The organism is Flavobacterium sp. TSSA_36 (assembly GCF_051547165.1).
Taxonomy (GTDB): Bacteria; Bacteroidota; Bacteroidia; order Flavobacteriales; family Flavobacteriaceae; genus Flavobacterium.
The window spans coordinates 41931-65552 of the sequence record NZ_JBPTTP010000003.1 but is presented as its reverse complement, the minus strand read 5'-3'; the positions used below and the strand labels follow the sequence as shown (position 1 = coordinate 65552).

22 protein-coding genes, 1 tRNA gene and 1 pseudogene are annotated in these 23622 nt (G+C 36.0%); 16 read left to right on the top strand and 8 right to left on the bottom strand.

Translation table 11 applies throughout. The annotated features are described in order from the left end of the window. Window positions 1-161 precede the first annotated feature (161 nt). A complete protein-coding gene (gene glmM, locus ACSVH7_RS06915; protein WP_438065987.1) occupies window positions 162-1550 on the top strand; it encodes a phosphoglucosamine mutase in 1389 nt (462 codons plus the stop codon). Between the two features lie 619 nt (window positions 1551-2169). Beyond that, on the top strand, window positions 2170-3657 hold the full coding sequence (locus ACSVH7_RS06910) for an aminotransferase class V-fold PLP-dependent enzyme (RefSeq protein WP_438065986.1): 1488 nt from the start codon (window positions 2170-2172) through the stop codon (window positions 3655-3657). Window positions 3658-3715: 58 nt separating this feature from the next. Here the strand turns inward: ACSVH7_RS06910 and ACSVH7_RS06905 are convergent, their stop codons facing one another. After that, window positions 3716-4585: a lysophospholipid acyltransferase family protein gene (locus ACSVH7_RS06905; RefSeq protein WP_438065985.1), complete on the bottom strand. Its 870-nt coding sequence runs from the start codon at window positions 4583-4585 to the stop codon at window positions 3716-3718. A 111-nt stretch (window positions 4586-4696) separates the two neighbouring features. On the opposite strand from ACSVH7_RS06905, the gene ACSVH7_RS06900 reads away from it, so the two are divergent. After that, on the top strand, window positions 4697-5335 hold the full coding sequence (locus tag ACSVH7_RS06900; protein WP_438065984.1) for a rhomboid family intramembrane serine protease: 639 nt from the start codon (window positions 4697-4699) through the stop codon (window positions 5333-5335). Between the two features lie 52 nt (window positions 5336-5387). Next, on the top strand, window positions 5388-6083 hold the full coding sequence (locus tag ACSVH7_RS06895; protein WP_438065983.1) for an SIMPL domain-containing protein: 696 nt from the start codon (window positions 5388-5390) through the stop codon (window positions 6081-6083). A gap of 52 nt (window positions 6084-6135) precedes the next feature. On the opposite strand, the gene ACSVH7_RS06890 is transcribed toward ACSVH7_RS06895, so the two are convergent. The 5 genes and pseudogenes from ACSVH7_RS06890 to ACSVH7_RS06870 form a co-directional block, all read right to left on the bottom strand. Further along, window positions 6136-6216, bottom strand: a tRNA-Tyr gene (locus ACSVH7_RS06890). A 172-nt stretch (window positions 6217-6388) separates the two neighbouring features. Beyond that, window positions 6389-6775 (bottom strand): annotated as a pseudogene (locus ACSVH7_RS06885) (peroxiredoxin family protein); the annotation flags it as partial. Window positions 6776-6793: 18 nt separating this feature from the next. Continuing rightward, a complete protein-coding gene (locus tag ACSVH7_RS06880) occupies window positions 6794-7540 on the bottom strand; it encodes a DUF4369 domain-containing protein (RefSeq protein ID WP_438065982.1) in 747 nt (248 codons plus the stop codon). Between the two features lie 169 nt (window positions 7541-7709). Further along, complete coding sequence (locus tag ACSVH7_RS06875) at window positions 7710-8150, bottom strand: KTSC domain-containing protein (protein ID WP_315152125.1); 441 nt, start codon at window positions 8148-8150, stop codon at window positions 7710-7712. Window positions 8151-8312: 162 nt separating this feature from the next. Then, entirely contained in the window at window positions 8313-8558 is a 246-nt protein-coding gene (locus ACSVH7_RS06870; RefSeq protein ID WP_438065981.1) for a hypothetical protein, read from the bottom strand. A gap of 91 nt (window positions 8559-8649) precedes the next feature. On the opposite strand from ACSVH7_RS06870, the gene ACSVH7_RS06865 reads away from it, so the two are divergent. From ACSVH7_RS06865 to ACSVH7_RS06835, 7 genes are all read left to right on the top strand, one after another. Further along, window positions 8650-9192, top strand: coding sequence for a hypothetical protein (locus ACSVH7_RS06865; protein WP_438066404.1), 543 nt, complete (start codon window positions 8650-8652; stop codon window positions 9190-9192). Continuing rightward, entirely contained in the window at window positions 9192-9344 is a 153-nt protein-coding gene (locus tag ACSVH7_RS06860) for a hypothetical protein (protein WP_438065980.1), read from the top strand. Before ACSVH7_RS06865 ends, ACSVH7_RS06860 begins: the two co-directional genes overlap by 1 nt. Further along, on the top strand, window positions 9337-9573 hold the full coding sequence (locus ACSVH7_RS06855; RefSeq protein WP_438065979.1) for a hypothetical protein: 237 nt from the start codon (window positions 9337-9339) through the stop codon (window positions 9571-9573). Before ACSVH7_RS06860 ends, ACSVH7_RS06855 begins: the two co-directional genes overlap by 8 nt. Next, the gene (locus ACSVH7_RS06850) at window positions 9563-9949 is read left to right on the top strand and encodes a YchJ family protein (RefSeq protein WP_438065978.1); all 387 of its coding nucleotides are present in this window, start codon (window positions 9563-9565) and stop codon (window positions 9947-9949) included. The genes ACSVH7_RS06855 and ACSVH7_RS06850 overlap by 11 nt, the downstream gene beginning before the upstream one ends. Window positions 9950-9996: 47 nt before the next feature. Further along, on the top strand, window positions 9997-10791 hold the full coding sequence (locus tag ACSVH7_RS06845) for an META domain-containing protein (protein ID WP_438065977.1): 795 nt from the start codon (window positions 9997-9999) through the stop codon (window positions 10789-10791). Window positions 10792-11102: 311 nt separating this feature from the next. Then, window positions 11103-12221, top strand: coding sequence for a vWA domain-containing protein (locus ACSVH7_RS06840; protein ID WP_438065976.1), 1119 nt, complete (start codon window positions 11103-11105; stop codon window positions 12219-12221). A gap of 206 nt (window positions 12222-12427) precedes the next feature. Further along, on the top strand, window positions 12428-13885 hold the full coding sequence (locus ACSVH7_RS06835; protein WP_438065975.1) for a magnesium chelatase: 1458 nt from the start codon (window positions 12428-12430) through the stop codon (window positions 13883-13885). Between the two features lie 39 nt (window positions 13886-13924). On the opposite strand, the gene ACSVH7_RS06830 is transcribed toward ACSVH7_RS06835, so the two are convergent. Further along, window positions 13925-16348, bottom strand: coding sequence for a hypothetical protein (locus ACSVH7_RS06830; RefSeq protein ID WP_438065974.1), 2424 nt, complete (start codon window positions 16346-16348; stop codon window positions 13925-13927). Window positions 16349-16500: 152 nt separating this feature from the next. Between ACSVH7_RS06830 and ACSVH7_RS06825 the strand changes: the two genes are divergently transcribed. Next, complete coding sequence (locus tag ACSVH7_RS06825; RefSeq protein WP_438065973.1) at window positions 16501-17361, top strand: EamA family transporter; 861 nt, start codon at window positions 16501-16503, stop codon at window positions 17359-17361. A gap of 197 nt (window positions 17362-17558) precedes the next feature. On the opposite strand, the gene ACSVH7_RS06820 is transcribed toward ACSVH7_RS06825, so the two are convergent. After that, window positions 17559-18449, bottom strand: coding sequence for a LysR family transcriptional regulator (locus ACSVH7_RS06820; RefSeq protein WP_438065972.1), 891 nt, complete (start codon window positions 18447-18449; stop codon window positions 17559-17561). Window positions 18450-18550: 101 nt separating this feature from the next. On the opposite strand from ACSVH7_RS06820, the gene ACSVH7_RS06815 reads away from it, so the two are divergent. The 4 genes from ACSVH7_RS06815 (at window position 18551) to ACSVH7_RS06800 (ending at window position 23615) form a co-directional block, all read left to right on the top strand. Further along, window positions 18551-19660, top strand: a complete 1110-nt coding sequence (locus ACSVH7_RS06815; RefSeq protein WP_438065971.1) for an alkene reductase — start codon at window positions 18551-18553, stop codon at window positions 19658-19660. A gap of 107 nt (window positions 19661-19767) precedes the next feature. After that, on the top strand, window positions 19768-20877 hold the full coding sequence (locus tag ACSVH7_RS06810) for an alkene reductase (RefSeq protein WP_438065970.1): 1110 nt from the start codon (window positions 19768-19770) through the stop codon (window positions 20875-20877). A 164-nt stretch (window positions 20878-21041) separates the two neighbouring features. Beyond that, window positions 21042-22025 carry an aldo/keto reductase gene (locus ACSVH7_RS06805; protein WP_438065969.1) on the top strand — a complete coding sequence of 328 codons (984 nt, stop codon included), beginning with the start codon at window positions 21042-21044 and terminating at the stop codon, window positions 22023-22025. A gap of 168 nt (window positions 22026-22193) precedes the next feature. Continuing rightward, window positions 22194-23615: an ATP-dependent DNA helicase gene (locus tag ACSVH7_RS06800; RefSeq protein WP_438065968.1), complete on the top strand. Its 1422-nt coding sequence runs from the start codon at window positions 22194-22196 to the stop codon at window positions 23613-23615. The last annotated feature ends 7 nt before the right edge of the window (window positions 23616-23622 follow it).

The window sequence follows — 23622 nt, the reverse complement described above, 5'->3', positions numbered from 1 at the left end:
GCTTAGCCTATTCGCTATCGCTCGGGTCGTGGCTAACTTTTTTTTAATGCGAAAGTCTCACAATAAAAGCCTCATTTTCCTTAACTAAAAACTTTTCGTTGGAAAGACTATAAGCCCATCCAACTTTTTTATATTTGTAGCTATAACCAAATTGAAATAAAATGACATTAATCAAATCAATATCAGGTATTCGAGGAACCATTGGGGGAAAAGTTGGGGACAATTTAACTCCTGTAGATGCAGTAAAATTTGCTTCGGCCTACGGAACTTGGTTAAAAAAACATAGCAATAAAGAAAAAAATACCGTTGTAATTGGTAGAGATGCTCGTATTTCTGGACCTATGATTCACAATTTAGTAGTGAATACTTTATTAGGTTTAGGTATTGATGTAATCGACTTAGGATTGTCTACCACACCTACAGTTGAAGTGGCTGTTCCAATGGAAAAAGCTGATGGTGGAATTATTTTGACCGCCTCACATAACCCAAAACAATGGAATGCCTTGAAACTTCTCAATGAAAAAGGAGAGTTTTTAAGTGGTGCCGATGGCGAAAAAATATTAGAAATTGCCGATGCGGAAGCTTTCGATTTTTCAGACGTGGATAGTTTGGGCGAAGTTACCATCAATGACGCTTATATGGATATTCACATCGATGAAGTATTGAATTTACCATTAGTCGATATTGAGGCAGTAAAAGCGGCCAACTTCAAAGTGGTAGTCGATGGTGTGAATTCATCTGGCGGAATCATCATCCCAAAATTGTTAGAACAAATGGGGGTTGAAGTGGTGAAATTATATTGCGAACCCAATGGTCATTTTCCTCACAATCCTGAGCCTTTAAAAGAACATTTAACGGATATTTCAGCGTTAGTAGTCGAAGAAAAAGCGCATTTAGGAATCGTCGTAGACCCAGATGTTGATCGTTTGGCGTTCATTAGCGAAGACGGCGAAATGTTTGGCGAAGAGTACACTTTGGTAGCTTGTGCGGATTATGTTTTGAGCAAAACTCCGGGTAACACGGTTTCGAATATGTCTTCTTCAAGAGCGTTGCGCGATGTAACGGTTGCGCACGGGGGCAGCTACGAAGCGAGTGCAGTAGGAGAGGTGAATGTAGTGGAATTGATGAAAAAAAATAACGCTATTATCGGTGGTGAGGGCAATGGTGGAATCATCTATCCTGAATTGCATTACGGTCGCGATAGCTTAGTGGGTGTGGCCTTGTTTTTGACGCATTTGGCCAATAAAAAGATGAAAGTATCTGAGTTGCGTGCTTCGTATCCTGAATATTATATGAGTAAAAACAAAATCGAATTGACGCCTCAAATTGATGTGGATGCGATTTTGGTGGCAATGACCGATAAGTATCAATCAGAAAACATCACGACCATTGACGGAGTGAAAATAGATTTTGCCGAAAATTGGGTACACCTAAGAAAATCAAATACAGAACCAATTATCCGTATTTATACCGAAGCCGCTACCCAACAATTGGCCGACGATTTAGCGTTGCGAATCATAGACGAAATCAAAGCAGTCGCTGGAATCTAAAAACACAAGTTTTGTTTTTAGGACCAACGCATTAGGCTAATCAGGAAACAAGAATCCCGCTATCCGCTATATCTTTGTTTTTTGAAAATAAAAAACAAAGGATGCCGCTCCTATCGGGGGTAAATGAGTCACAATTGGCTTTTTTTGGTTTCATTTTTTAGCAACATACATCAAGAAGAAACCTTTTCAGTAGTAGTATTGAGAAGGTTTTTTTGTTCGTTTAATACTATAAATTATAGCATTTTTGAAAACCAATTTTATTGTTTTTGTTGTCATTCCGACGAAGGAGGAATCGTACAAGCTACTCAAGTAATGTGATTCCTCCTTCGTCGGAATGACAAAAGCTGTTATTATTAGAATTAAGCCATTGTGCTAAAACCACAAGGCTAACACCTTTGAAAACTTTTTTCTCCAATTTTGTCTAGTCTTTTTTAATAAAGAATTTTATTTTTTTAATTGTGAGTTTGTGTAATTTGAAAAGCGTAAAAAATTAGTGCAAATTAGTGTAATTCGTGTCTAACTTTTTTTAATTTTTGCGAGTGTTTACATTCATTAAAACTAAAATGAATCCTACGTTTTCAATCAAATACAATATATTTGCAATCAAATGAAAGATATAATGACAAATAGTACAAAAGAGACGGCATTAGAACAGTATTTTCAACAATTTCGCAAAAGTATTATCGGAATTGAGCAAGAATTTGAATCTCCATTTGGACGAAAAAAAATCATTTACACTGATTGGACCGCAAGCGGAAGACTATATCGCCCCATCGAAGAAAAATTGATGAATGCTTTCGGACCTTTTGTTGCTAATACGCATACTGAAACTACCGTTTCTGGAACGGCTATGACCAAAGCCTATCACCACGCTAGAAATATCATTAAAGAACACGTTAATGCCAATCAAAATGATGTTTTAATTACAGATGGTACAGGAATGACAGGCGTTGTGAATAAGTTCCAACGAATTTTAGGGATTAAAGTTCCTGAAAACTTAAAAGATTTTGTAGCTATTCCAGCCGAGAAAAAACCAGTAGTTTTTATTTCTCATATGGAGCACCATTCCAATCAAACGTCTTGGTTAGAAACGATTGCTGATGTTGAGGTGATTCCTTCAACCGAAGAAGGACTTTTTTCTTTAGAAAATCTAAAAATATTACTTGAAAAATATAAAGATCGTACTCTTAAAATTGCTTCAATTACTTCTTGCTCCAATGTTACAGGCATTCGTACCCCTTATCACGAGGCGGCTAAAATGATGCATCAACATAATGGAGTTTGTTTTGTGGATTTTGCTTGCTCAGGTCCCTACGTTTCCATTGATATGCATCCTGAAGATGAAGATGCGTATTTGGATGCTATCTTCTTTTCACCGCACAAGTTTTTAGGAGGCCCAGGTACTTCAGGTGTATTGGTTTTTAATAAAAAATTGTACAACAATATGGTGCCGGATTGTCCAGGTGGAGGAACCGTTTCGTGGACAAATCCTTGGGGAGAACACAAATACATCGATAATATTGAGGACAGAGAAGATGGAGGAACACCTGGTTTCCTGCAAGTAATCAAAACCGCTTTAGCCATTCAGTTAAAAGACGAAATGGGTATTGACAATATTTTGAAACGTGAACACGAAATTGTGGAGTATGTTTTTGATTCACTACAGAATGTTTCAAATATCAAAATTTTAGCTGGACAACATCAAGAGCGATTGGGTGTAATTTCGTTTTTTATAGATGATTTGCATTTTAATTTAGGAGTAAAACTGCTTAATGACCGTTTCGGAATCCAAACTAGAGGTGGGTGTAGTTGTGCTGGAACTTACGGGCATTTTTTGCTACACGTAGATCAAGAAACATCTCATAAGTTGGTCAATGAAATAGGTTTAGGCGATTTAATCCGTAAACCGGGCTGGATTAGAATGTCGATACATCCAACTACAACTTCAGATGAAATAGAATACGTTTGTAATGCTATTAAATCTTTGGCCGAGAATCACAAAGAATGGGCGTTAGAGTACCGTTATGATTCAGAAACCAATGAATTTATTCATCAACAAGCAACTTCTTTCGAAAATACATTAGTTGAACAATGGTTTGCTAAGTAGATTTTAAATTATGCTATAAAAAAACTCATTACAGTTCGTAATGAGTTTTTTTTATAGACTAACGTTTGTGTTTCCATCTTTTATGTGTCCACAAATAATATTCTGGTACATCTAAAATTTGCTGCTCTACCAATTTCAAAAATCGTTCAGTGATTTCAAAATCAGGCACATTTCTAGCATCCGATGATAGATCAACAAAAGTGGCTTCGTAAAAGCCTCTTTTTACTTTTTTTACATCAACAAATAGTACATTCATGTCATAACGCTTGGCAAGCATTTCGGCACCAGTGTGCACAGGAACTTCAACGCCCATAAAAGTGTGCCAATGAAAAGCACGCTCTAATTTAGGTGATTGATCACTAACCAAACCATACATACACATTTTTCCGCTTTTTTGATTTTCGCGCATCATTGGTATTGCTTGTTTTGTTTCTGCCAATTCAGCATTAAATTTGGATCTAATATCACGCACCAATTGATCAAAATATTTATTGCCAATTTTTTTATAAACACCAATACCAAAAAAAGAGGTTTGATTATTAAGCGTCATTAACCATTCCCAGCTTGCATAATGAGAAGTTAATAGCGCAACGCTTTTTCCTTTTTTTTCAAATTCTTTAACCAATTCGATATTAGTTATTTTGAAACGCTTATCCATTTCTTCTTTAGAGATAGATAATGTTTTGACCATTTCTAAAAATAAATCGCATAAATGATGGTAGAATTTTTTCTCAATAATTAATTGTTCTTCGGTATTCAAATGTGGAAGCGCCAAAGCGAGGTTTTCACGGACGGTTTTTTTACGATACCCCACAATTCGATAGACTATTACATATATAAGATCAGAAAACCAATAAAAAACACGAAAAGGAAGTATAGAAATAATCCAAAGAATTGGAAAAACTATGATATAAACCAGAAACTGCATGTTATATTTTTTATGCAAATATAGCCCAAAAAAGGAAATAATATAAGTTAAGACAACAAGGGTTAAAAAATGTAAGATTACTATCTTTACCAATAACTAAATGCATTTTTTATGAACATGATTTTATTGGGGCTAATATTGGCCAATGTTGTAGTAAGTTACAAAGGTTGGAATGATACTTATTTTTTTAGAAAATATGAATTTCACGTAGGAAGTATTCGTGCTGGTGAGCAAATACGAATGCTGACTTCGGGTTTTTTGCATGTTGATATGTCGCATTTACTTTTTAATATGTTGACGCTGTATTTTTTTGCTCCAGTAGTGCTTGGGTTTATGGGGAATTTTTCGTTTATCTTAGTGTATTTTGGGAGTTTAGTGTTTGGAAGTTTGCTTACGATGTCTTTTCATAAAAACGATTACAGCTATCGAGCAGTTGGAGCCTCGGGCGCAGTTACGGGAATTTTGTATTCTGCCATTTTGCTGCGACCTGACATGATGTTAGGGTTGTTTTTTATAATTCCCATTCCGGCTTACTTATTTGGGATTCTCTATTTGTTGTATTCTATTTATGGAATGAAGGCTCAAAATGACAATATTGGACATACGGCACACTTCGGTGGTGCGGTTGGAGGGTATGTGATTACTTTGGTAAAAGAACCGCAGTTATTGGTTGAACACACTTTGATGGTGGTGCTTTTGGCGATTCCTATTGTGCTTTTATTTGTTTTGGAAAAAAGAGGAAAGTTGTAATGGCATTACTTTTGCTTTCGTTTTGTAATAAAATCATTTAAAAATAATCTATATGAAAAAAGTACTAGCCTTATTGTTGATTACTTCAACATTATTTGTTCAAGCTCAAGAAACAAAACCTGTCCCACAAATTAGTGTAAGCGGTGAAGGAAAGGTAAAAGTGATTCCGGATCAAGCAGCAATAGTAATTACTGTTGAAACCAAAGGAGCCAACGCCAAAGATGTTAAGAAGGAAAATGACCTAAAAGTTGAAGCTGTTTTAAAATTTATAAAAAAAATAAATTTACCAACAGAAGATTATAAAACTCGTCGTGTTGCTCTAAACCCACAATACGAATATGAATCCAAAAAGCGTTCGTATAATGCTAGTCAAACTATAGAGATTTTGTTGAAAGATTTGACTAAATATGATAGTCTAATGGAAGGATTGGTAGATGCTGGAGTTAACCGTATTGATGGTGTTACGTTTCAATCTTCAAAATTGACACTATATCAAGCGGAGGCGCGAAAATTAGCTATGAAGGATGCCAAAGCTAAAGCAGATGATTTTGTGTCTGTATTGGGACAAAAAGTAGGGAAGGCGTTAATGATCTCTGATAATTCTCAAAACTACTATCCGTCACCTGCACCAGTGTATGCAATGAAGGCTACTATGAGTGATGCTGCTGAAGCTACTCCAAGAGAAACATTGGTCATCGGAGAAATTGCAATTGTAGTAAATGTGAGTGTGAGTTTTTTTTTAGAATAAACGAGAAGTTTGTATAAAGAAAAAGTCCCGATTTGCATCGGGACTTTTTTTGTGGGGAGAGCAGGATTCGAACCTGCGAAGTTTTCACAGCAGATTTACAGTCTGCCCTCGTTGGCCGCTTGAGTATCTCCCCGTTTCTCAACAAGTCTTGCTCGCTGCGCTAACCGGGTGCAAATATAAGAACACTTTTTAGCTTTCCAAACAAAAAATGTAATAATTTTTTGGATATTTTTTAATGTATTGGAATTGAGTAAAATAAAAAAATCTCCATTAGGAGATTTTTTTATTAGAAGTATATTGTATTATTATTTTGATAAAAGTTCGGTAATTTTTGCTTTTAACTCAGGGCCACTTAATCCTTCAGCAACTACATTTCCAGACGCATCTAAAACAAAAGTAGCTGGTATAGCTTCTACTTTATATTGTTTTGCGATGGGCTCGTCCCAAAATTTTAAGTTGGAAACTTGTGCCCAAGTTAATCCGTCTTTTGCTATGGCTTCTTTCCACGCTTTAGCAGATTTATCTAAGGAAACCCCAATGATATTTAATCCTTTTGAATGAAATTCTTTGTAAAGTGCTACCATGTTTGGATTTTCCTTTCGGCATGGTGGACACCAAGAAGCCCAAAAATCAACTATGGTAATTTTACCTAAACTTTGTTGTAAACTGATCACTTTTCCTTGCGGATTAGGTGCAGAAAAGTCTGCTCTTCATTTTGCTGCAGGTGCCGCTGGAGTAGCTCCAACAGTTGGTGCTTTCATTTCAGTTAAACGCGCTTTGATTGCTTTACCAGGTTTAGTGTTTTTTAAAGCATCTTCTAAACTCTCATACAATTTTTCTGCTTTTTTAATGTCAGTAGAAGGATCATTCAACATTCCTTGTACAATTAACGCACTAATAAATGATTTTGGATGAGATTCAGCGTATGTCAAATATTTGTTTTTAGAAGCGGTACTTACTTCTTGTTGAATGGCCATGAATTCTTTCATCAAGCTATTGATTACTACTGTATCTTTTTTTGCTTGAGCATCATTCATTTTTTGAGTGTTGGCTGTTTGAAAGTCAATCAATTTCTTTTGAACTTTTGTGATTTCTTCATTGAAAGAAGCAAATTCATCATTGTTATAAGTTCCAGAAATTTTAGATTTTTGTAGTGTATCTTTATTAATTACAATTTCTATAGATCCGTTTTCTAAGATGAAAGGTAGTTTACCTTGGATACCTTCAACTGTTATTAAATGAAATGCTGGCTCTGTGGCTTTTCCTTCGATTTCGAATTTACCATTCTCTACTTTCACAGTATCGATAGCAATTACACCTAGTTTGTCATCTTGACTTTCTAAAATAATAGTTTTTCCGTTTTCAATTCCTTTGGCAGTTCCTGAAATAGTGTAAGAATCTTTGTTGCATGAAAATAATACAACTGAAGCAGATAATAATAAAATGACTTTTTTCATTTTTGAGTTATGTTATTAGATTTTGTTTGCAAAAGTATTTAAATTTATAAATTATGCACACTATTGCAGCCTAAAATTTTGTTATTGCTTACTTTTTTTAAGTAAGATTTATGATATAAATACAAAAGCACTCAAAATGAGTGCTTTTGTAAACTATTTTTTTGCAAGATTAGTCTTGATTTATGGTTTTTCTCCAAGTAAAGGCATTCAGAATATGTCTTTTAGCAAAACGACCTGGCGAATCAGCATTAACCATTTTTACGTAAGTTGCTTTTGGTACACTAATATATTCGTAAACACTACCGTTAGAAAAATTGATAATCAATCGTCCTTCTACAAATTTGTAGTCAGTAATGGTTGATGTAGCAATAGTCTCAGTATATTCTGGTAAATTTTGTTTGATAGTCTCTGGGTTGATACTTACTAAGAAATGGTAAGCTTCAATAATTTTTTTACTGTTTTCTTCAGCCTCTTTTAATCCTTCCTCATTTCCTGTAAATTTATCAGGATGCGCATCTTTCATCGCATTGCGATAAATAGTTTTTAACTCTTTAAGGTCTACAGTTTTGTCTACATTCAGTAGTTTGCGGTATTCAACGATTTTTTTCATAAATAAGGTAACTTATTGTCTTTTAATGTGAAGTAATGAATTAGAATTCAAAATTGACAAATTTTTTGCAAAGGTACACTTTTTTTTATCTTTTTAGTTTCGGACCAAAAAAAAATCAAAAACTAACTAAAGTTTTTGATTTACAGTATTTTAAAAATAAGTCTATTGTTCTGACTTCATATTAGCTTTGTCAAAATTCCTAGTTTTTTTTGGATATTTATCATAGCTTTTATCGCTTGGGTTTTCGATTACTGTTTTGATTGTGATAATATCACCCAATTTATATTGCAAAGCCATTTTATAGTCTAATAAATAAGGGCCACAAAAGAAATTGTTGTCTTCATCTTGTTCTACAATTCCAGTGTGTATTCCTTTTTTTAGCATTTTGCTTGGTATTCCTTTTTCCATGATCCTGAAACTTCAAATTTATAAAGGGCAAAGATACACAATAATTATGGCTATTATATTGGTTTTGGTTATTCTGCTTACCTTTGCGGCTATGAAAAACGTTTTTCGACCCGCACCGCAATCTTTTAAAAACACTTTTTGTGTATTTTATGAAGTTGATTTGGAGCAAATTGAGGGATTGGTTTTGCAATATCATAGCGCCTCAGGAAGTAAGTACTATTATACTTCTGAAGGAATGTATCGTTTGTCGAATCATTGGGGACGATTTGCTAATAGTAAATGGCGTTTGGAACCCTTGGAACCTGCCACAAGCTCTAAATTTAAAGTAGGATTTGCGCGTTGGGAGGATTTTTATCCCGATAACGCAGAAGATAAGTTGTATTACATCGCAGCAGATTACACCAAAAGAACCGTAAATTATCAGCACAAACAAAATCCCAATTACGATCAAAAGGCAGTGCTTCGTACCAGTTTTGAGACGACAAAAAAGATCAAGCAAATTCGGAACTTATTAGAATTGACCAATTGGGCGAAGTATTTTGATTATGAAGATATAGACGAATTAAGAAAAAGGATAATCGAGCAAATTATATACACCGAACGCTCGCTTGAAGAAATAAAACGTAACATATAATGGGAAGAAACAACGAAAGAAACATAAAGAAACACAACGATAAGTTGCACAAAGCCCAAGATAAGGCCAAGAAAGCGGCTATGGAGCGCAAAGCAAAATTGAAAGAAATCGTAAAAAAGTTTAATGAAGACCAAGCGTCTAAAAATGAATAATATGAGCGAAAATCCGTTTGACCAATTAAAAATACAAGTGCAAGAAATCATCGACTTGATGGCACAAAAACAAAACCGTGAAGCCAATAATAAATTGACCGAAGTTAGTGAAGCTTTGGACGAACTTCTAGATCATTCAGAAGATGATGCCGATTTAATCGAAATCAGTAAATATCAAGTGTTGCTGAATCAGTTGTTTCAGAAAATAAATCCTGAGGATGCACAATAATGTTTGTCCGTGTGGCTCTGGAGTGGCCTTTATGCAATGTTGTGAAAAATACATTTTAGGATATGAAACCGCTCCAACCGCTTTGGTTTTGATGCGTTCTAGATATAGTGCTTATGTGGTTAAAAATGCGGACTATTTGATAGCGACTACACACGAAAGCACAAGAAACCTATTTTCTAAAGATGAAATTTTGAGTTGGGCTAGTGAAAACCAATGGCAAAAATTAGAGATTATTTCTTATGAGGAAACCATAGTTGAATTTGAAGCTTTTTTTAGAGGTCCTGATGCCAAAGATTACATTCATCACGAACGCTCTACTTTTGAAAAAGTGAATGGACATTGGTATTATATAGACGGTGTTTTTTTGGAAACTTAGCCGTTTTTTTGCTAAATTTAGGGGTTACTTTCTAAAACAATTGAGCTATGTTACAGTACAGCGGTTTCCTTTTGGTGATTTTATTGTTTCTTGGTTGTAAAGCTCCTAACAATGCTATAACTGAGAGTGCTTCTAGCACAAAACCAACCAAGGCTTATCAGGAGCAAATAGAAAATATGGAGCAAGGAATTTATTTTCGAGCGATGGGGAATGAACCTGAGTGGCGTTTGAAAATTAGTGCTACACAGATTGAGTTTACTTCTTTATTGCCCGATTTTAAGTCATTTACTGCGCCTCATATTGATCCGATAAGAGCCATGGATGCCAATGTGAAAAGTTATCGATTGACTACTTCTACTGGAACGACAGCCATCACCATTGAACAACAAAAATGCACCAATACCATGTCTGGCCAAGAATTGCCTTATACTGTTCGTATTGAAATGACGAACAATTCTACTACTTCCAAAACTTTTTCGGGTTGTGGGTATTATGTGATTGATGCTAGATTGCACGATATTTGGGTGTTGGAAAAAATGAACGGTGAGAATGTGTCTCTAAATAAATTTGCCAAACAATTACCTTATATTGAGATAAACAGCACCAATGGAACGTTTATGGGCTATGCGGGTTGTAATCGAATGAATGGGAAACTCTTTTTTGAAAAAGGGTTGTTACGTTTCACAAATATAAGTACTACTGAAATGGCTTGTGAACCTCAAAATAGAGAGAGTGAACTGCTACATTCGCTACAAAGTAGTACAACCTACCAAGTTTCGAATATGCGCTTAACGCTTACTAATCCGTCGGGAATTGAATTGGTTTTTAAAAAGGTAGATTGAATGTATAATCTTGTTTCTTGCTTTTAACTAAAAATTAATAAACGTTAGACGAGCCACCGCAACAAAATACTGTACTTTTAAAATTCTAAAGCATCGTTTTAAAAGGGTATTGGCTTTACTGCTTACCAGAAAACGATTTGCTGCTCTTTAGCCCCGGCAGTAGCGGCATCCTTTTTCTTTTTTCTTTAAAAAGAAAAAGATATAGCGGATGACGGGACGATGCTGGCTAAAAAGCCCATTTTTCCTACTCCTAAATTAGGAAGTAGTGTAAGTTAAAACTATAAATTCATAATCCAATTTTGTTGTTTGCGATGAAAAATCAAAACCGTACTGGATTTTATTTTAAGACGTATGAAGCGCCATTTCAGTCGCCGTTTGACCGTTTGTTTCCTATTTTTAAAGAATTAATTACGCATACTTCAGGCGATTTTGACGAGGCGATTGCTTGGTTGCGTGAATTGGACAAGGAGTATAAATTGACCGATGCCAGTTATACTATCGATGATTTTATTGAAGATTTAAAGAAAAAAGGGTACATCCGTGAGGAATTGAAAGACGACGGCACCACAGGAACGGGCATTACAGCCAAAACCGAACGCGCCATCCGTCAGCAAGCGCTGGATACCATTTTTGGCACTATGAAGCGCTCGGGGAATGGCAATCATAAAACGAAACATAGCGGTAATGGCGATGAACATACGGGTGAGTTTCGTGAGTTTCATTTTGGGGATAGTTTGGAACGTATTTCACTGACCGAAAGTTTGCGTAATGCCCAAATCAATAATGGGGTTGCCGATTTTAAACTCACGGAAAACGACTTGGTGGTCGAAGATACCCAATACAAAGCCCAAATGAGTACGGTTTTGATGATTGACATTAGCCACAGTATGATTTTGTATGGCGAAGACCGCATCACACCTGCCAAAAAAGTAGCGATGGCCTTGGCTGAATTGATTACAACTCGCTATCCAAAAGATACTTTGGATATTTTGGTTTTTGGAAATGATGCTTGGACGATTGCGATTAAGGATTTACCTTATCTAAAAGTAGGGCCTTATCATACCAATACAGTGGCGGGATTGCAATTGGCAATGGATTTGCTCCGAAGAAAACGCAACACCAACAAGCAAATTTTTATGATTACCGACGGGAAACCAAGTTGCGTGCGGGAGAAAGATGGCTCGTATTACATGAATAGTAATGGCTTGGATCAATACATTGTGGATAAATGCTACACTCAGGCGCAACAAGCTAGAAAGTTGCATATTCCAATCACCACTTTTATGATAGCAAATGATCCTTATTTGCAAAAGTTTGTGACCTATTTTACCGAAGCCAATCAAGGAAAAGCCTTTTATACGGGTTTGAAAGGATTGGGTGAAATGATTTTTGAGGATTACGAAGCGAATAGGAAGAAACGGATTAGGTAATTTTCGGTTATCGGTTATCAGTTATCGGTTATAGGTTATGGGTTATAGGTTATGGGTTATTAGTTATCGGTTGTCAGTTATCGGTTGTCAGTTATCGGTTATTGGTTATTAGTTATCGGTTATGGGTTATCGGTTATCGGTTATCAGTTATCGGTTAGAGTTTAATAAAGCAAGCATAAATTAAGATCAAAATAAAAACACCATCAATGAAGGATATAACAACTTTAGGCGCATTAAAACAATCGGGTTATCAGCCAAGAACGATTAAAGAAGAATTGCGCGATAATTTGAGGAAGAAATTGCAAGCGGGTATTCCGACTTTTGAAGGGGTACACGGATTTGAAAATTCGGTGATTCCAGAGTTGGAACGCGCTATTTTGTCGAAACACAATATTAATTTGTTAGGGCTTCGAGGGCAAGCGAAAACTAGACTGGCTAGAAAGATGGTCGAATTATTGGACGAATACATTCCATTTGTGGCGGGTTCCGAGATTAATGATGATCCTTTCCGCCCGATTTCTCGTCACGCCAAGGATTTGATTGCCGAGTTAGGCGATGCAACACCCATAGAGTGGTTACCAAGAAGTGAGCGTTTTTATGAAAAATTAGCGACGCCCGATGTAACAGTAGCCGATTTGATTGGTGATGTCGATCCTATCAAGGCGGCGAATCTAAAATTGTCGTATGCTGATGATCGTGTAATTCATTTTGGGATGATTCCAAGAGCGAATCGCTGTATTTTCGTCATCAATGAATTGCCCGATTTGCAAGCTCGAATTCAAGTAGCGTTGTTTAATATTTTGCAAGAAGGCGATATTCAAATTCGAGGCTATAAGTTGCGAATGGCTTTGGATATGCAGTTTGTTTTTACTGCCAATCCAGAAGATTATACCAATCGTGGCAGTATCGTTACGCCATTGAAAGACCGTATTGGTTCTCAAATTTTAACCCATTACCCAGAAACTATTGCTATTGCTCGTACCATCACGCAGCAAGAAGCCAAACTAGAAAGCAGTCAAACCGATGTGGTGTATGTACCTGCTTTGGCCAAAGATTTGTTGGAACAAATTAGTTTTGAAGCGCGAGATAGCGATTTTATTGATCCAAAAAGTGGTGTGAGTGCTAGAATGAGTATTACGGCCTACGAAAATCTGATTAGTACTGCCGAGCGTCGTGCTTTAAAAGTGGGAGAAAGCACTACAACAGTGCGTTTGTCTGATTTTATGGGCGTGATTCCTGCCATAACCGGAAAAGTAGAATTAGTATACGAAGGGGAACAAGAAGGCGCTGCGATGGTAGCCCAACATTTAATCAATGATGCAATTAGTACGTTTTTTCCAGGGTATTTTCCAAAGATCGAAAAATTGGAAAAACAAGGAGAAAAAACGGCTTATACCGATACTTTAGAGTGGTTTTTTGCCGAAAGTGGTTTTGAATTATTTGATGATATTACTAATGCCGAGTATCAAAAGGTTTTGGATAGTGTTACACCATTAGAAGTCATTATCAAAAAATACCAGCCACAATTACCAAAGGAGGATTATTATTTTATGAAAGAATTCTTGTTGTGGGGTTTAGCTTCGTATAAAAAATTGAGTAAAGATCGTTTTTCAGACGGATATCTGTTCAAGGATATTTTTGGGAGTTATATCAGTAAATTATAAATAGTAAAAGGGTTTAGTGTAAAAGCTAAACCCCTTTTTTTATTGTAATTTTTCGTTTTTATAGCGCAGTTTAATTTTAAACGGTGCATTGCCTTCTTCAATGGCTTGTAGGTGTAGGGTGATGCCTTTTTTTCTGTTTTCTTGAGCTACTTTTTTATTGGTTATCTCTTTATCTTTTGCGGGATCTCGCAAATGAACATCCAGTTGCATATTAGAATTCCCATAAAAACCGTAAATTCCCGCTAAGTCAAAATTGAGTACAGATGTATTAATTGGTGCTGGGGCAATGTTTGCATAACCATTTTTTAAAATAATGTTGATAGCAATAGGATCAATGGTTACGCGATCAAAGTTCCGAAAAGGGAAGGCGTATTTTCCAATTCTTCGCAAAGGATCAAATTGGTTCAAAGCGCCATTATTCAGGTTAAGTTTTAAATTTCCGGTTAGAGAACGTTTAACGATAGTAATGTTATCATCAAAGTAGCCATCCAAAACTCCCGAAACAGATATGTTACCCGAAACGGATTTTGGAGTAAGTGCTTTGGAACCAAAATTATCAAAGGCCCTCAGTAGTTCTGCACTGTTTACTTTGTTTGCATTAAGTTTTACGTTGAAGTGGTTGTTTTTTTTCTGGTGCGAAATTATTCCATTTACCTTTAATGAGCCACCACCAAATTGTAATGAAGCCTCTTTTAATATGGTGCGATCGGGAACTACATTAATTTGTGCTATCGCATTTCTAGCCCTGAATTTTTTATAAACAATGTTTTCAGCTCTTAAATGAACTGTTGCATTGGATTGGTGTAAAATATTGATAAAATTCGGAGTAATTGTCGTTGATTTCTTTATACTTGCCGTTTTTCCACTTCCAAAACTGAAGTCTTGTAGATCAATTGTTTTAGCTTGAATATCCCAATTTAAAACAATTTTTTCTGGAGTATCATAGTAAAAATTTAGAAAATTAGCGGACTGACCTTTCATCAGTAAGGCACTATTTTGGGTATTCAATACGATTTTATTGACTTTCAATTCTTTTGAAGTAAAGGACAAATCTATACTGCTATTATAGAATTTTTTCTTTGAGCTTATATGCGTTCCACTCGCGTTTTGAATCACGACTGACCCAATTAGAAAAGGTTTTTGCATTTCTAAATTCACCACATCAGCTTTGAACGTAAGATGCAAATCTGCTTTTCCATTCCCGAAGGACAGGGTTTTGCCAATCATCGTTTGATTGAGTTGTGTTAAATCAAAACGGCTTAAAAATGCACTGGAGGCGATGGGTTTTTTCAAATCCAAAATCATCATATTTTTTGTGGTAAACGGAATCGTATGGACTTTTCCTCGAAAATCATCAAGAAGGATAGCCGAATTTTCATCGCTTACGCCTTTGTTCTTTTGGTATTCGTTGGTAAAAATGCCTTTAAAAGTACAATCGGTTACTTGATGGTCAAAGTAGCTCAGTTCATTGTCTTTGATAGTTGCTTCTACCCGAATGTTGGGGTCACCTTCTTTATTCAAATCACCAATTATAGTGCATTGCACGCCAAACGGATTCTTAAAATCAAAGGGTTTGAGTTTGCTGCTAATGTTGTCGGACAAGAGTTTGTAAGCCGCTTGCCAGCGAATTTTTGGATTCGTAATAGCAATAGCAAAGGAACTGTTGGTCTTGCTAACGCCAAAATGTGACTGAATTTGAAAAAGATCTTCTCCAATCGACAAAGCAGGGGCATTAATGGCAATAAAACCTTTGCTTTCCATATATTTTGCTTGTAAAGTTCCTTGAATGACTTTGTTTTTTGCAAAACTTCCGTGTTGTGTATTGAAAGTCATACTTTTTACCAAAGTGTTTAATGCAATATCAGCTTCCCAATCTTCTGAAGTAGTATTTTTTTCTATCCGAAGTGTTTCGATAACAAAATCAAATTTTTTATTTTTGAATTGGTTGTTAGAAACAAAGGAAACATTGTTGAATTTTAGATGATTCAAATCCAACGACAACGAACTTGAACTTGTTGTATTTTTTTTTGGAGCACTTGAAAAAACAGCTGTGTTGCTATACCCATTGGCGTCTACAAACAACTGTATTTCCGCATCATTGATTGACAGATTATCAAGTTTTATTTTCTTTACAAAAATAGCCCAAGGTTGAATTTCGGCGTAAATAGAAGGCGCCTTTAATACTGTTTTTTTATGTTGTGCCCACAAACTGTCTTTGATGCTGACTTCTTTTATGGCAATGGTCACGTTGGGAAATCCACGAAAAAGAAGTACTTCTAGGTCGCCAATTTTTACTTCGCCTTTGCAATTTTTATTGGCTATTTCTCTAACTTCTTTTAACAGTTTGTCGTGATGAGTGCCCACATACCAACCCAAAATGCCGTATATACTTATCAAAACTAATACGATGATAAGAAAAAATTCACCTTTTTTTTTACCCAAAGGCAACCATTTTTTAGTCATAAATGAAAGGTTTTTTTAGGTTACAAGTAGTTCGTTTTTAATCAAATATAGTCAACATAAATCACTTTAGGAACTAAAGTGCAAACAATGCTATGCTTTGCAGAAAGAAAACCTCCTCAGAATTTGTATTTTTGGTCAATAAACTCATCCTTATGCTCTTTTTAATTCTAAGTATCGTTTGTAGTGTTACCGTGGGCGTTCTTTTCAAGTGGTTCAGAAACCACCCCGCGTTCAACAGTAAAGCCATCATTGCGACCAATTATGCCATTGCCTTGTTGCTGTGTTACTTTTGTTTTCCGCCTGAATTTAGCAGGCTAGCTGAGCAAGCGCCTTGGCCTTTGTATCTCGCTCTTGGACTCTTGTTGCCGAGTGTTTTTTTATTGCTTTCACAATCCATTCAGCATATAGGTATTGTCAAAACCGATGCGGCTCAGCGGTTGTCGTTGTTTATTCCGCTGCTAGCGTCTTGGTTGCTTTTTGGGGAGCAATTCAGCGCGCTCAAAGTGGTGGCTTTTGGGGTTGGATTTCCAGCCTTACTGCTTATTTTGTCTAAGCCCACTGCCCATAGTAATTCCAATTGGGGTTATCCTGCGATGGTGTTGCTGGGTTTTGGAGTCATCGATATATTGTTCAAACAAATCGCCTTGCAAACCCAACTGCCATTTACCAGCTCGCTTTTGATTATTTTTGCTATTGCTTTGGTGATTATGGGTGGAGTAGTGGCCTACGAAATTTTTATGCAACGCCAAAAAATTGCGGGTATTAATGCCCTTTGGGGAATAGCAGTAGGTGTTTTTAATTTTGGAAACATCTATTTTTACCTCAAGGCACACCAAGCTTTTTCCGAAAATCCGTCCACTGTTTTTGCAGGAATGAATATGGGCGTCATCGTGTTGGGCAGTCTCATTGGTGTGTTGATTTTTAAAGAAAGACTTTCTCAGAAGAACTATTTGGGCATATGCTTGGCGTTATTGTCCATTGTCTTGCTTACGTATGCACAATTGAAGGCATAATATTTTGTAGGAGCGCCACTTCTTTGCGTACCACACGAGTCGTCCCGCTTTCCGCTACACCCGAGCGAAAGCGAATTGACGAAGTAATCTCTTATGCCGAACCCCGGCACAAGAGGATTTTCGCTACAATCGGGGCTCAAAAAGTACGTATATTTTGTATTCGTGATCTCATTTTGAAAAATTATGCTGAAGAACAATTATAAGGATAAGAATTTTTCTTTGATTAAAGCGATTTCTTCAGTGTGACTGTTTTTTTTGCGAGTCGCAAAGTAAAGCTGGTTGACCAAAGGTTTTTGTCCTTTCCATAAAAGCTGTATCGATCCGTTTTCAATTTCATTTTTACAAAGAAAATCGGGAACAATCGCCAAGCCTTTTCCGGAACTTAAACACCTAACAATAGAGTTAATATTCGGAACAATATAATTGGGTCTAAAATCAGGATACTTGTTGAAGTTTAATTGCCAAAATTTGCGTAAATGCTCCATGTCACCCGTTGTGCCATACCATTTTTGTTGTTGTAACCAAGTTTCAATAGTAGGATAATCAGCGGTTTTTAAAAGATGATCAAACGCTTCTTTATCCATATCTTTTCCACCGATTAAAATAATCGTTTCTTTAGAAAAGGCCTCAAAAGTGATCAAAGGGTTGGTCACAATTTGCGGGGTGATAATAATGTCCAAAATACCTTTCTCAAGTCCATCAATCATTTCTGGATACAATCCAAATTGAATAATTACATTAAAAGGCAAGCTCGAAATATATTGTTCTAACGTTATTTGAAACGTTTCAAAACACATTCCAATACTAATTGTAGGCGTAGCAATTTCAGTACTTCGCTGGAAATTTTTCTCGGCTTGCTCCAATTTGGTTAAAGGGTCAATAATGAAGTTGTAGAATACTTTTCCTTTCTCAGTTGGAATCATTTTTCGACCCGTTCGGTCAAATAATTTGTAGCCCATATAATTTTCAAGGGCAGACAAATGCAAGCTAACACCAGGCTGTGAAATAAACAGAATTTCTGCCGCATGGGTTAATGTTCCTGTGTTATAGATCGCTTTGAAAGTACGATACCATTCTAAGTTTACCATTTTTAGTATTATTTAAATAATACAAATGTATAAAATAGCTTATTTTTATAATACTAAAAGGGGTTGTAATTTTGCCTTGTCAAATTTAAACAGAAATTATTATGCTTTTTAAATCATATTCTTTAGGAAATGTATTCTTGAAAAACAGAATAGTTATGCCACCAATGACCCGATCAAGATCCGCAAAAGGGGAAGTGGCAACAGACTTAATGGCGGAATATTATCAACAACGTGCTTCAGCGGGATTGATTATTTCAGAAGGAACGCAAATCAGCCGACAAGGGCAGGGTTATGCATGGACACCAGGGATTTACACGGAAGCACAGGTTGCTGGATGGAAAGAAGTAACCAAGGCGGTACATGAAAAAGGAGGTAAAATTTTTGCGCAATTATGGCATGTAGGGCGTGTATCTCATACTTCACTTCAAGAAAACGGACAATCGCCTGTTTCTTCAACAGCTCTTCTTGCAGAAGGAGTGAAAGTGTTTTTAGCAAAAGAAGGAAAGGATTCCGCATCAGGAGAAGGTTATTTAGAACAACATTCTATGCCTAGAGCACTTACGATACCAGAAATTGAAGATATCATTAAAGAGTATGCACAAGCTGCAAAAAATGCAATTTCTGCTGGTTTTGATGGGGTAGAATTGCATGGCGCTAATGGTTACTTGATAGAGCAGTTTATAGACTCCAATACCAATCATCGTACTGACAACTATGGCGGCTCACTCGAAAACCGTTTACGTTTTTTACAAGAAGTTACAACTGCTGTTGCAGCAGCCATTGGAGCTGATAAAGTAGGGGTTCGTCAGGCACCCTTAACCACTTTGATGGGGGCATCAGATGATAATCCAGAGGAAACCTATATTGCTGCGGCTAAAATATTAAATAAAATTGGTGTTGCCTATATTCATATTGCTGAGGCTGATTGGGATAATGCACCCGTTATGTCAATTGAATTTAAAGAAGCTTATCGCAATGCTTTTCGTGGAACTTTAATTTACTCTGGGAAATATTCTGCAGAAAAAGCGGTAGAAGCCTTACAAGAAGGTTGGGCTGATTTAATTGGATTTGGGCGTTCGTTTATCGCTAATCCTGACTTACCTTATCGATTGCAAAACGATTTACCTTTGAATGAACCTATTAAAGAGAAATTTTTTGGTGGAGGTGCTGAAGGCTATACGGATTATCCAAGTTATAATTCTGAGAAATAATGAATTAAAAACTGTAGTAATGCACTATTTCAAAACTAATTAAGAGGATGGTTTATAATGGACTCATTTAAACAAAATAATATTTTGAATAATAAAAAGAAAAACATATGAAAACGAATATCAATATTTTTGAACCAGTACAACTTCGTTCATTAGATTTAAAGAATCGTATTGCTATGGCTCCAATGACAAGAGCTAGAAATGAAAACGGTATACCAAATGATAACAATGCTTTATATTATGCCCAACGTGCAGGGGCAGGATTGATTATTACAGAAGGAACGGCTATTTCAGATACTGCCAAAGGGGTGCTTTACATTCCTGGATTATACTCAGAGGAACAAGTAGAAGGCTGGAAAAAAGTGACAAAAGCCGTACATGAAAAAGGAAGTAAAATTTTTACACAATTATGGCATGTTGGTAGGGTTTCTCATTTTTCAAATCAACCCAATGGAGTTGCACCAGTAGGAGCTTCTGATATTCAAGCAGAAAACTCAACGGCTTGGGGTTTTGATGAAAATGGAAAAGAAGGCTTTGTACCTTGTTCTAAGCCTAGAGCTCTTGCTACAGAAGAAGTTCACCAAGTAGTTAAAGATTTTGGTACGGCCGCAAAAAATGCCATGAAGGCTGGTTTTGATGGTGTACAATTGCATGGTGCCAATGGGTATCTAATTGAACAGTTTTTGAATCCTTTTACCAACAACAGAACCGATGAATATGGTGGAAGTATTGAAAACCGTAGCCGATTTTTATTAGAAGCTTTAGATGCCTCTATTGAAGCAACTGGTAGTGCAGAGAAGGTAGCTATCCGTTTAACACCTTACGGTGGTTTGTATGAATTACCACATTATGACGAAATTGAAGCTACTTACCAATATTTAGCCAAAGAATTATCTAAAAGAAATATTGCTTTTATTGATATCATGGATCAGCAATCTAGAGGTAGTTTTGCCTTACCAGAAGGTTTTTTAGAATGTTTCCGTCAATGGTATGATGGTGTTATCGTATTAGCTGGTGGTATGGATAGAGAAAAATCTGAAAAGCTTATCAACGCAGGAGTTATTGATATAGCTGGATTTGGAGAACCTTTTATTTCAAATCCAGACTTAGTGGAACGATTGAAAAACAATTGGGAGATCACACCACCACAAAGAGAATTGCATTATGGATTGACCATGGAGGGCTATATTAATTGGAAAAACTATAATGAAATTTGATTTCTTAATAGATGCTTCTACGATTTAAATAGGATGATCATTATGCTGTATTATTTTTTGGTATACAGAGAAAATAAATTCAAAATCAATAAAAAGAAGCTATAGATAGTATAGTTTTAAGTTACTCATTAAAGAATAAATTAATAAAAATAAAAACACTCAATATGGAATATAGAAAATTAGGAAGTTCTGAGTTGGAATTGTCTGCCATTACTTATGGAGCTTTTGCTATAGGGGGAACGATGTGGGGCGGCAATGAAAAAAATAATTCAATTAACTCAGTAAAAGCTTCAATTGATAATGGAGTAACTACTATTGACACTGCACCATTTTATGGTTTTGGCCTAAGTGAACAAATGATTGGTGAAGCCATAAAAGGATTTGACCGTTCAAAGGTACAATTGCTTACTAAATTTGGACTAGTGTGGGATGGTAGCAATGCAGGAAAAGGTGATTTTTTCTTCGATCTTGAAGATAATGGTAAAAAAACACCAATTTTTAAATATGCTTCTAAGGCAAATGTAATCAAGGAAGTAGAGCAAAGCCTTAGACTTTTACAAACGGATTATATTGATTTGTTGCAAGTACATTGGCCAGATTCAACAACACCAATAAATGAAACTATGGAAGCACTTGAACTTTTAATACAACAAGGTAAAATTCGTGCGGCTGGTGTAAGTAATTATAGTGTAGGGCAAACTATTGAAGCACGAAATACTGTTACTATTGCAAGTAATCAAGTGGCATATAGTATGCTAAATCGTGATATTGAAAAAGATTTAGTTCCATTTTCCAAAGAAAACAATCTTGGGATTATTGCTTATAGTCCAATGGAAAGAGGTTTACTAACGGGTAAGTACTTTAAAGATGAAAAGCTTACATCAAATGATCATCGTCATGATTATTTTGAACGATTCAATCTAGATAAAGTAAAATCGTTTTTAGATGCAATTCAACCTATTGCCACAGAAAAAAATGCGACACTATCGCAATTGGTATTGCGATGGACAAGTATGCAACCAGCTATCACAGTGGTTCTTGCGGGCGCTAGGAATGCAGAACAGGCTGTTGCCAATGCTAGAGCTATGGATATTAACTTGACGGCTCAAGAATTGCAATTTATTAATACCGAACTTTCAAAACTATAAAGAAAATAATGGTAGCGCCTTTTGCCACCGAAGTTATTGTCTTTTCTAATTTTAAAACCTGTTGCGTTGTTTGAAATAGCGTATACAGGTTTTATTTTTTAAACTCTACTTAATTTGATTAGTATGAAAATAGAAAAAAGCACGTTCTTTGCATTCTAATACACCGTTATGAATTCCTCTAAATTTTATAGTTTTTTACAACAAAAATTTCCTTTTCAACCAACCTATCAACAGGATATTTTTTTTCAAAAAATCGCTATTTTTTTGACCGAAATAGAGGATAACACCATTTTTGTATTGAAAGGATACGCAGGAACGGGAAAAACTACGGTAATTTCTACTATTGTAAACAGTTTAGCTGCTATTAACAAAAAAGCCGTTCTATTAGCGCCAACAGGTCGAGCGGCCAAGGTAATCGCGAATTATTCTGAAAAACCAGCGTTTACGATTCACAAGAAAATCTATTTTCCCAAAAAATCGTCGGGAGGCGGAGTTTCTTTTACATTACAGCCCAACAAACACAAGAATACTATTTTTATCGTCGATGAGGCTTCGATGATTTCAGATACCAATTCGGATTCGAAATTATATGAAAATGGCTCACTCTTGGATGATTTGATTTCGTATGTGTATTCGGGAACCAATTGCAAAATGATTCTTTTGGGAGATACTGCACAGTTGCCTCCAGTAAATTTAGACATTAGTCCTGCCTTAGATATTGATACTTTATCGCTTCATTATAATAAAGAAATTGACCATATCGAACTCGATGAAGTGATGCGTCAAGAAGAAAACTCGGGTATTTTATACAATGCAACGGCTTTGCGTGAATTGCTAAACGATTCCTTTGTGACCGAGTATCAATTTGATTTGAAACGTTTCAAAGATATCGTTCGACTTGTGGATGGATACGATATTCAAGATGCGATTCATTCGGCTTATAGCAACTACAGCATTGAGGATACCGCTTTTATTGTGCGTTCCAACAAAAGAGCGAATCAGTACAACGAGCAAATTCGAGCCAAAATATTAGATAAAGAAAGTGAATTGGCTACAGGTGATTTTTTGATGGTGGTCAAGAACAATTACTTTTGGCTAAAAGATTCTGACGAAGCTGGTTTTGTAGCCAATGGCGATATTATTGAAGTATTAGAGATATTCGCAATCAAAGAATTATACGGTTTCAAATTCGCGAAAGTCAAAATCCGAATGGTCGATTATCCTAACCAAAAACCTTTGGAAACCGTTTTGTTATTGGATACCATAAAGAGCGAATCACCTTCGTTGACTTATGAAGAATCGAACAGGTTGTACCAAGAAGTGATGAAAGATTACGAAGGCGAAACCAAATACAAACAATTTCAGAAAGTCAAAAACAACGAGTATTTTAATGCGCTTCAAGTCAAATTTTCCTATGCCATCACTTGTCATAAATCGCAAGGTGGTCAGTGGAACACGGTTTTTATTGAACAGCCGTATTTGCCCAACGGTATCGACACCGATTATATTCGCTGGTTGTACACCGCAATGACACGTGCCAAAAATAAGCTATATTTGATAGGATTTAAAGACGATAGTTTTGTAGACTAAATTCCTG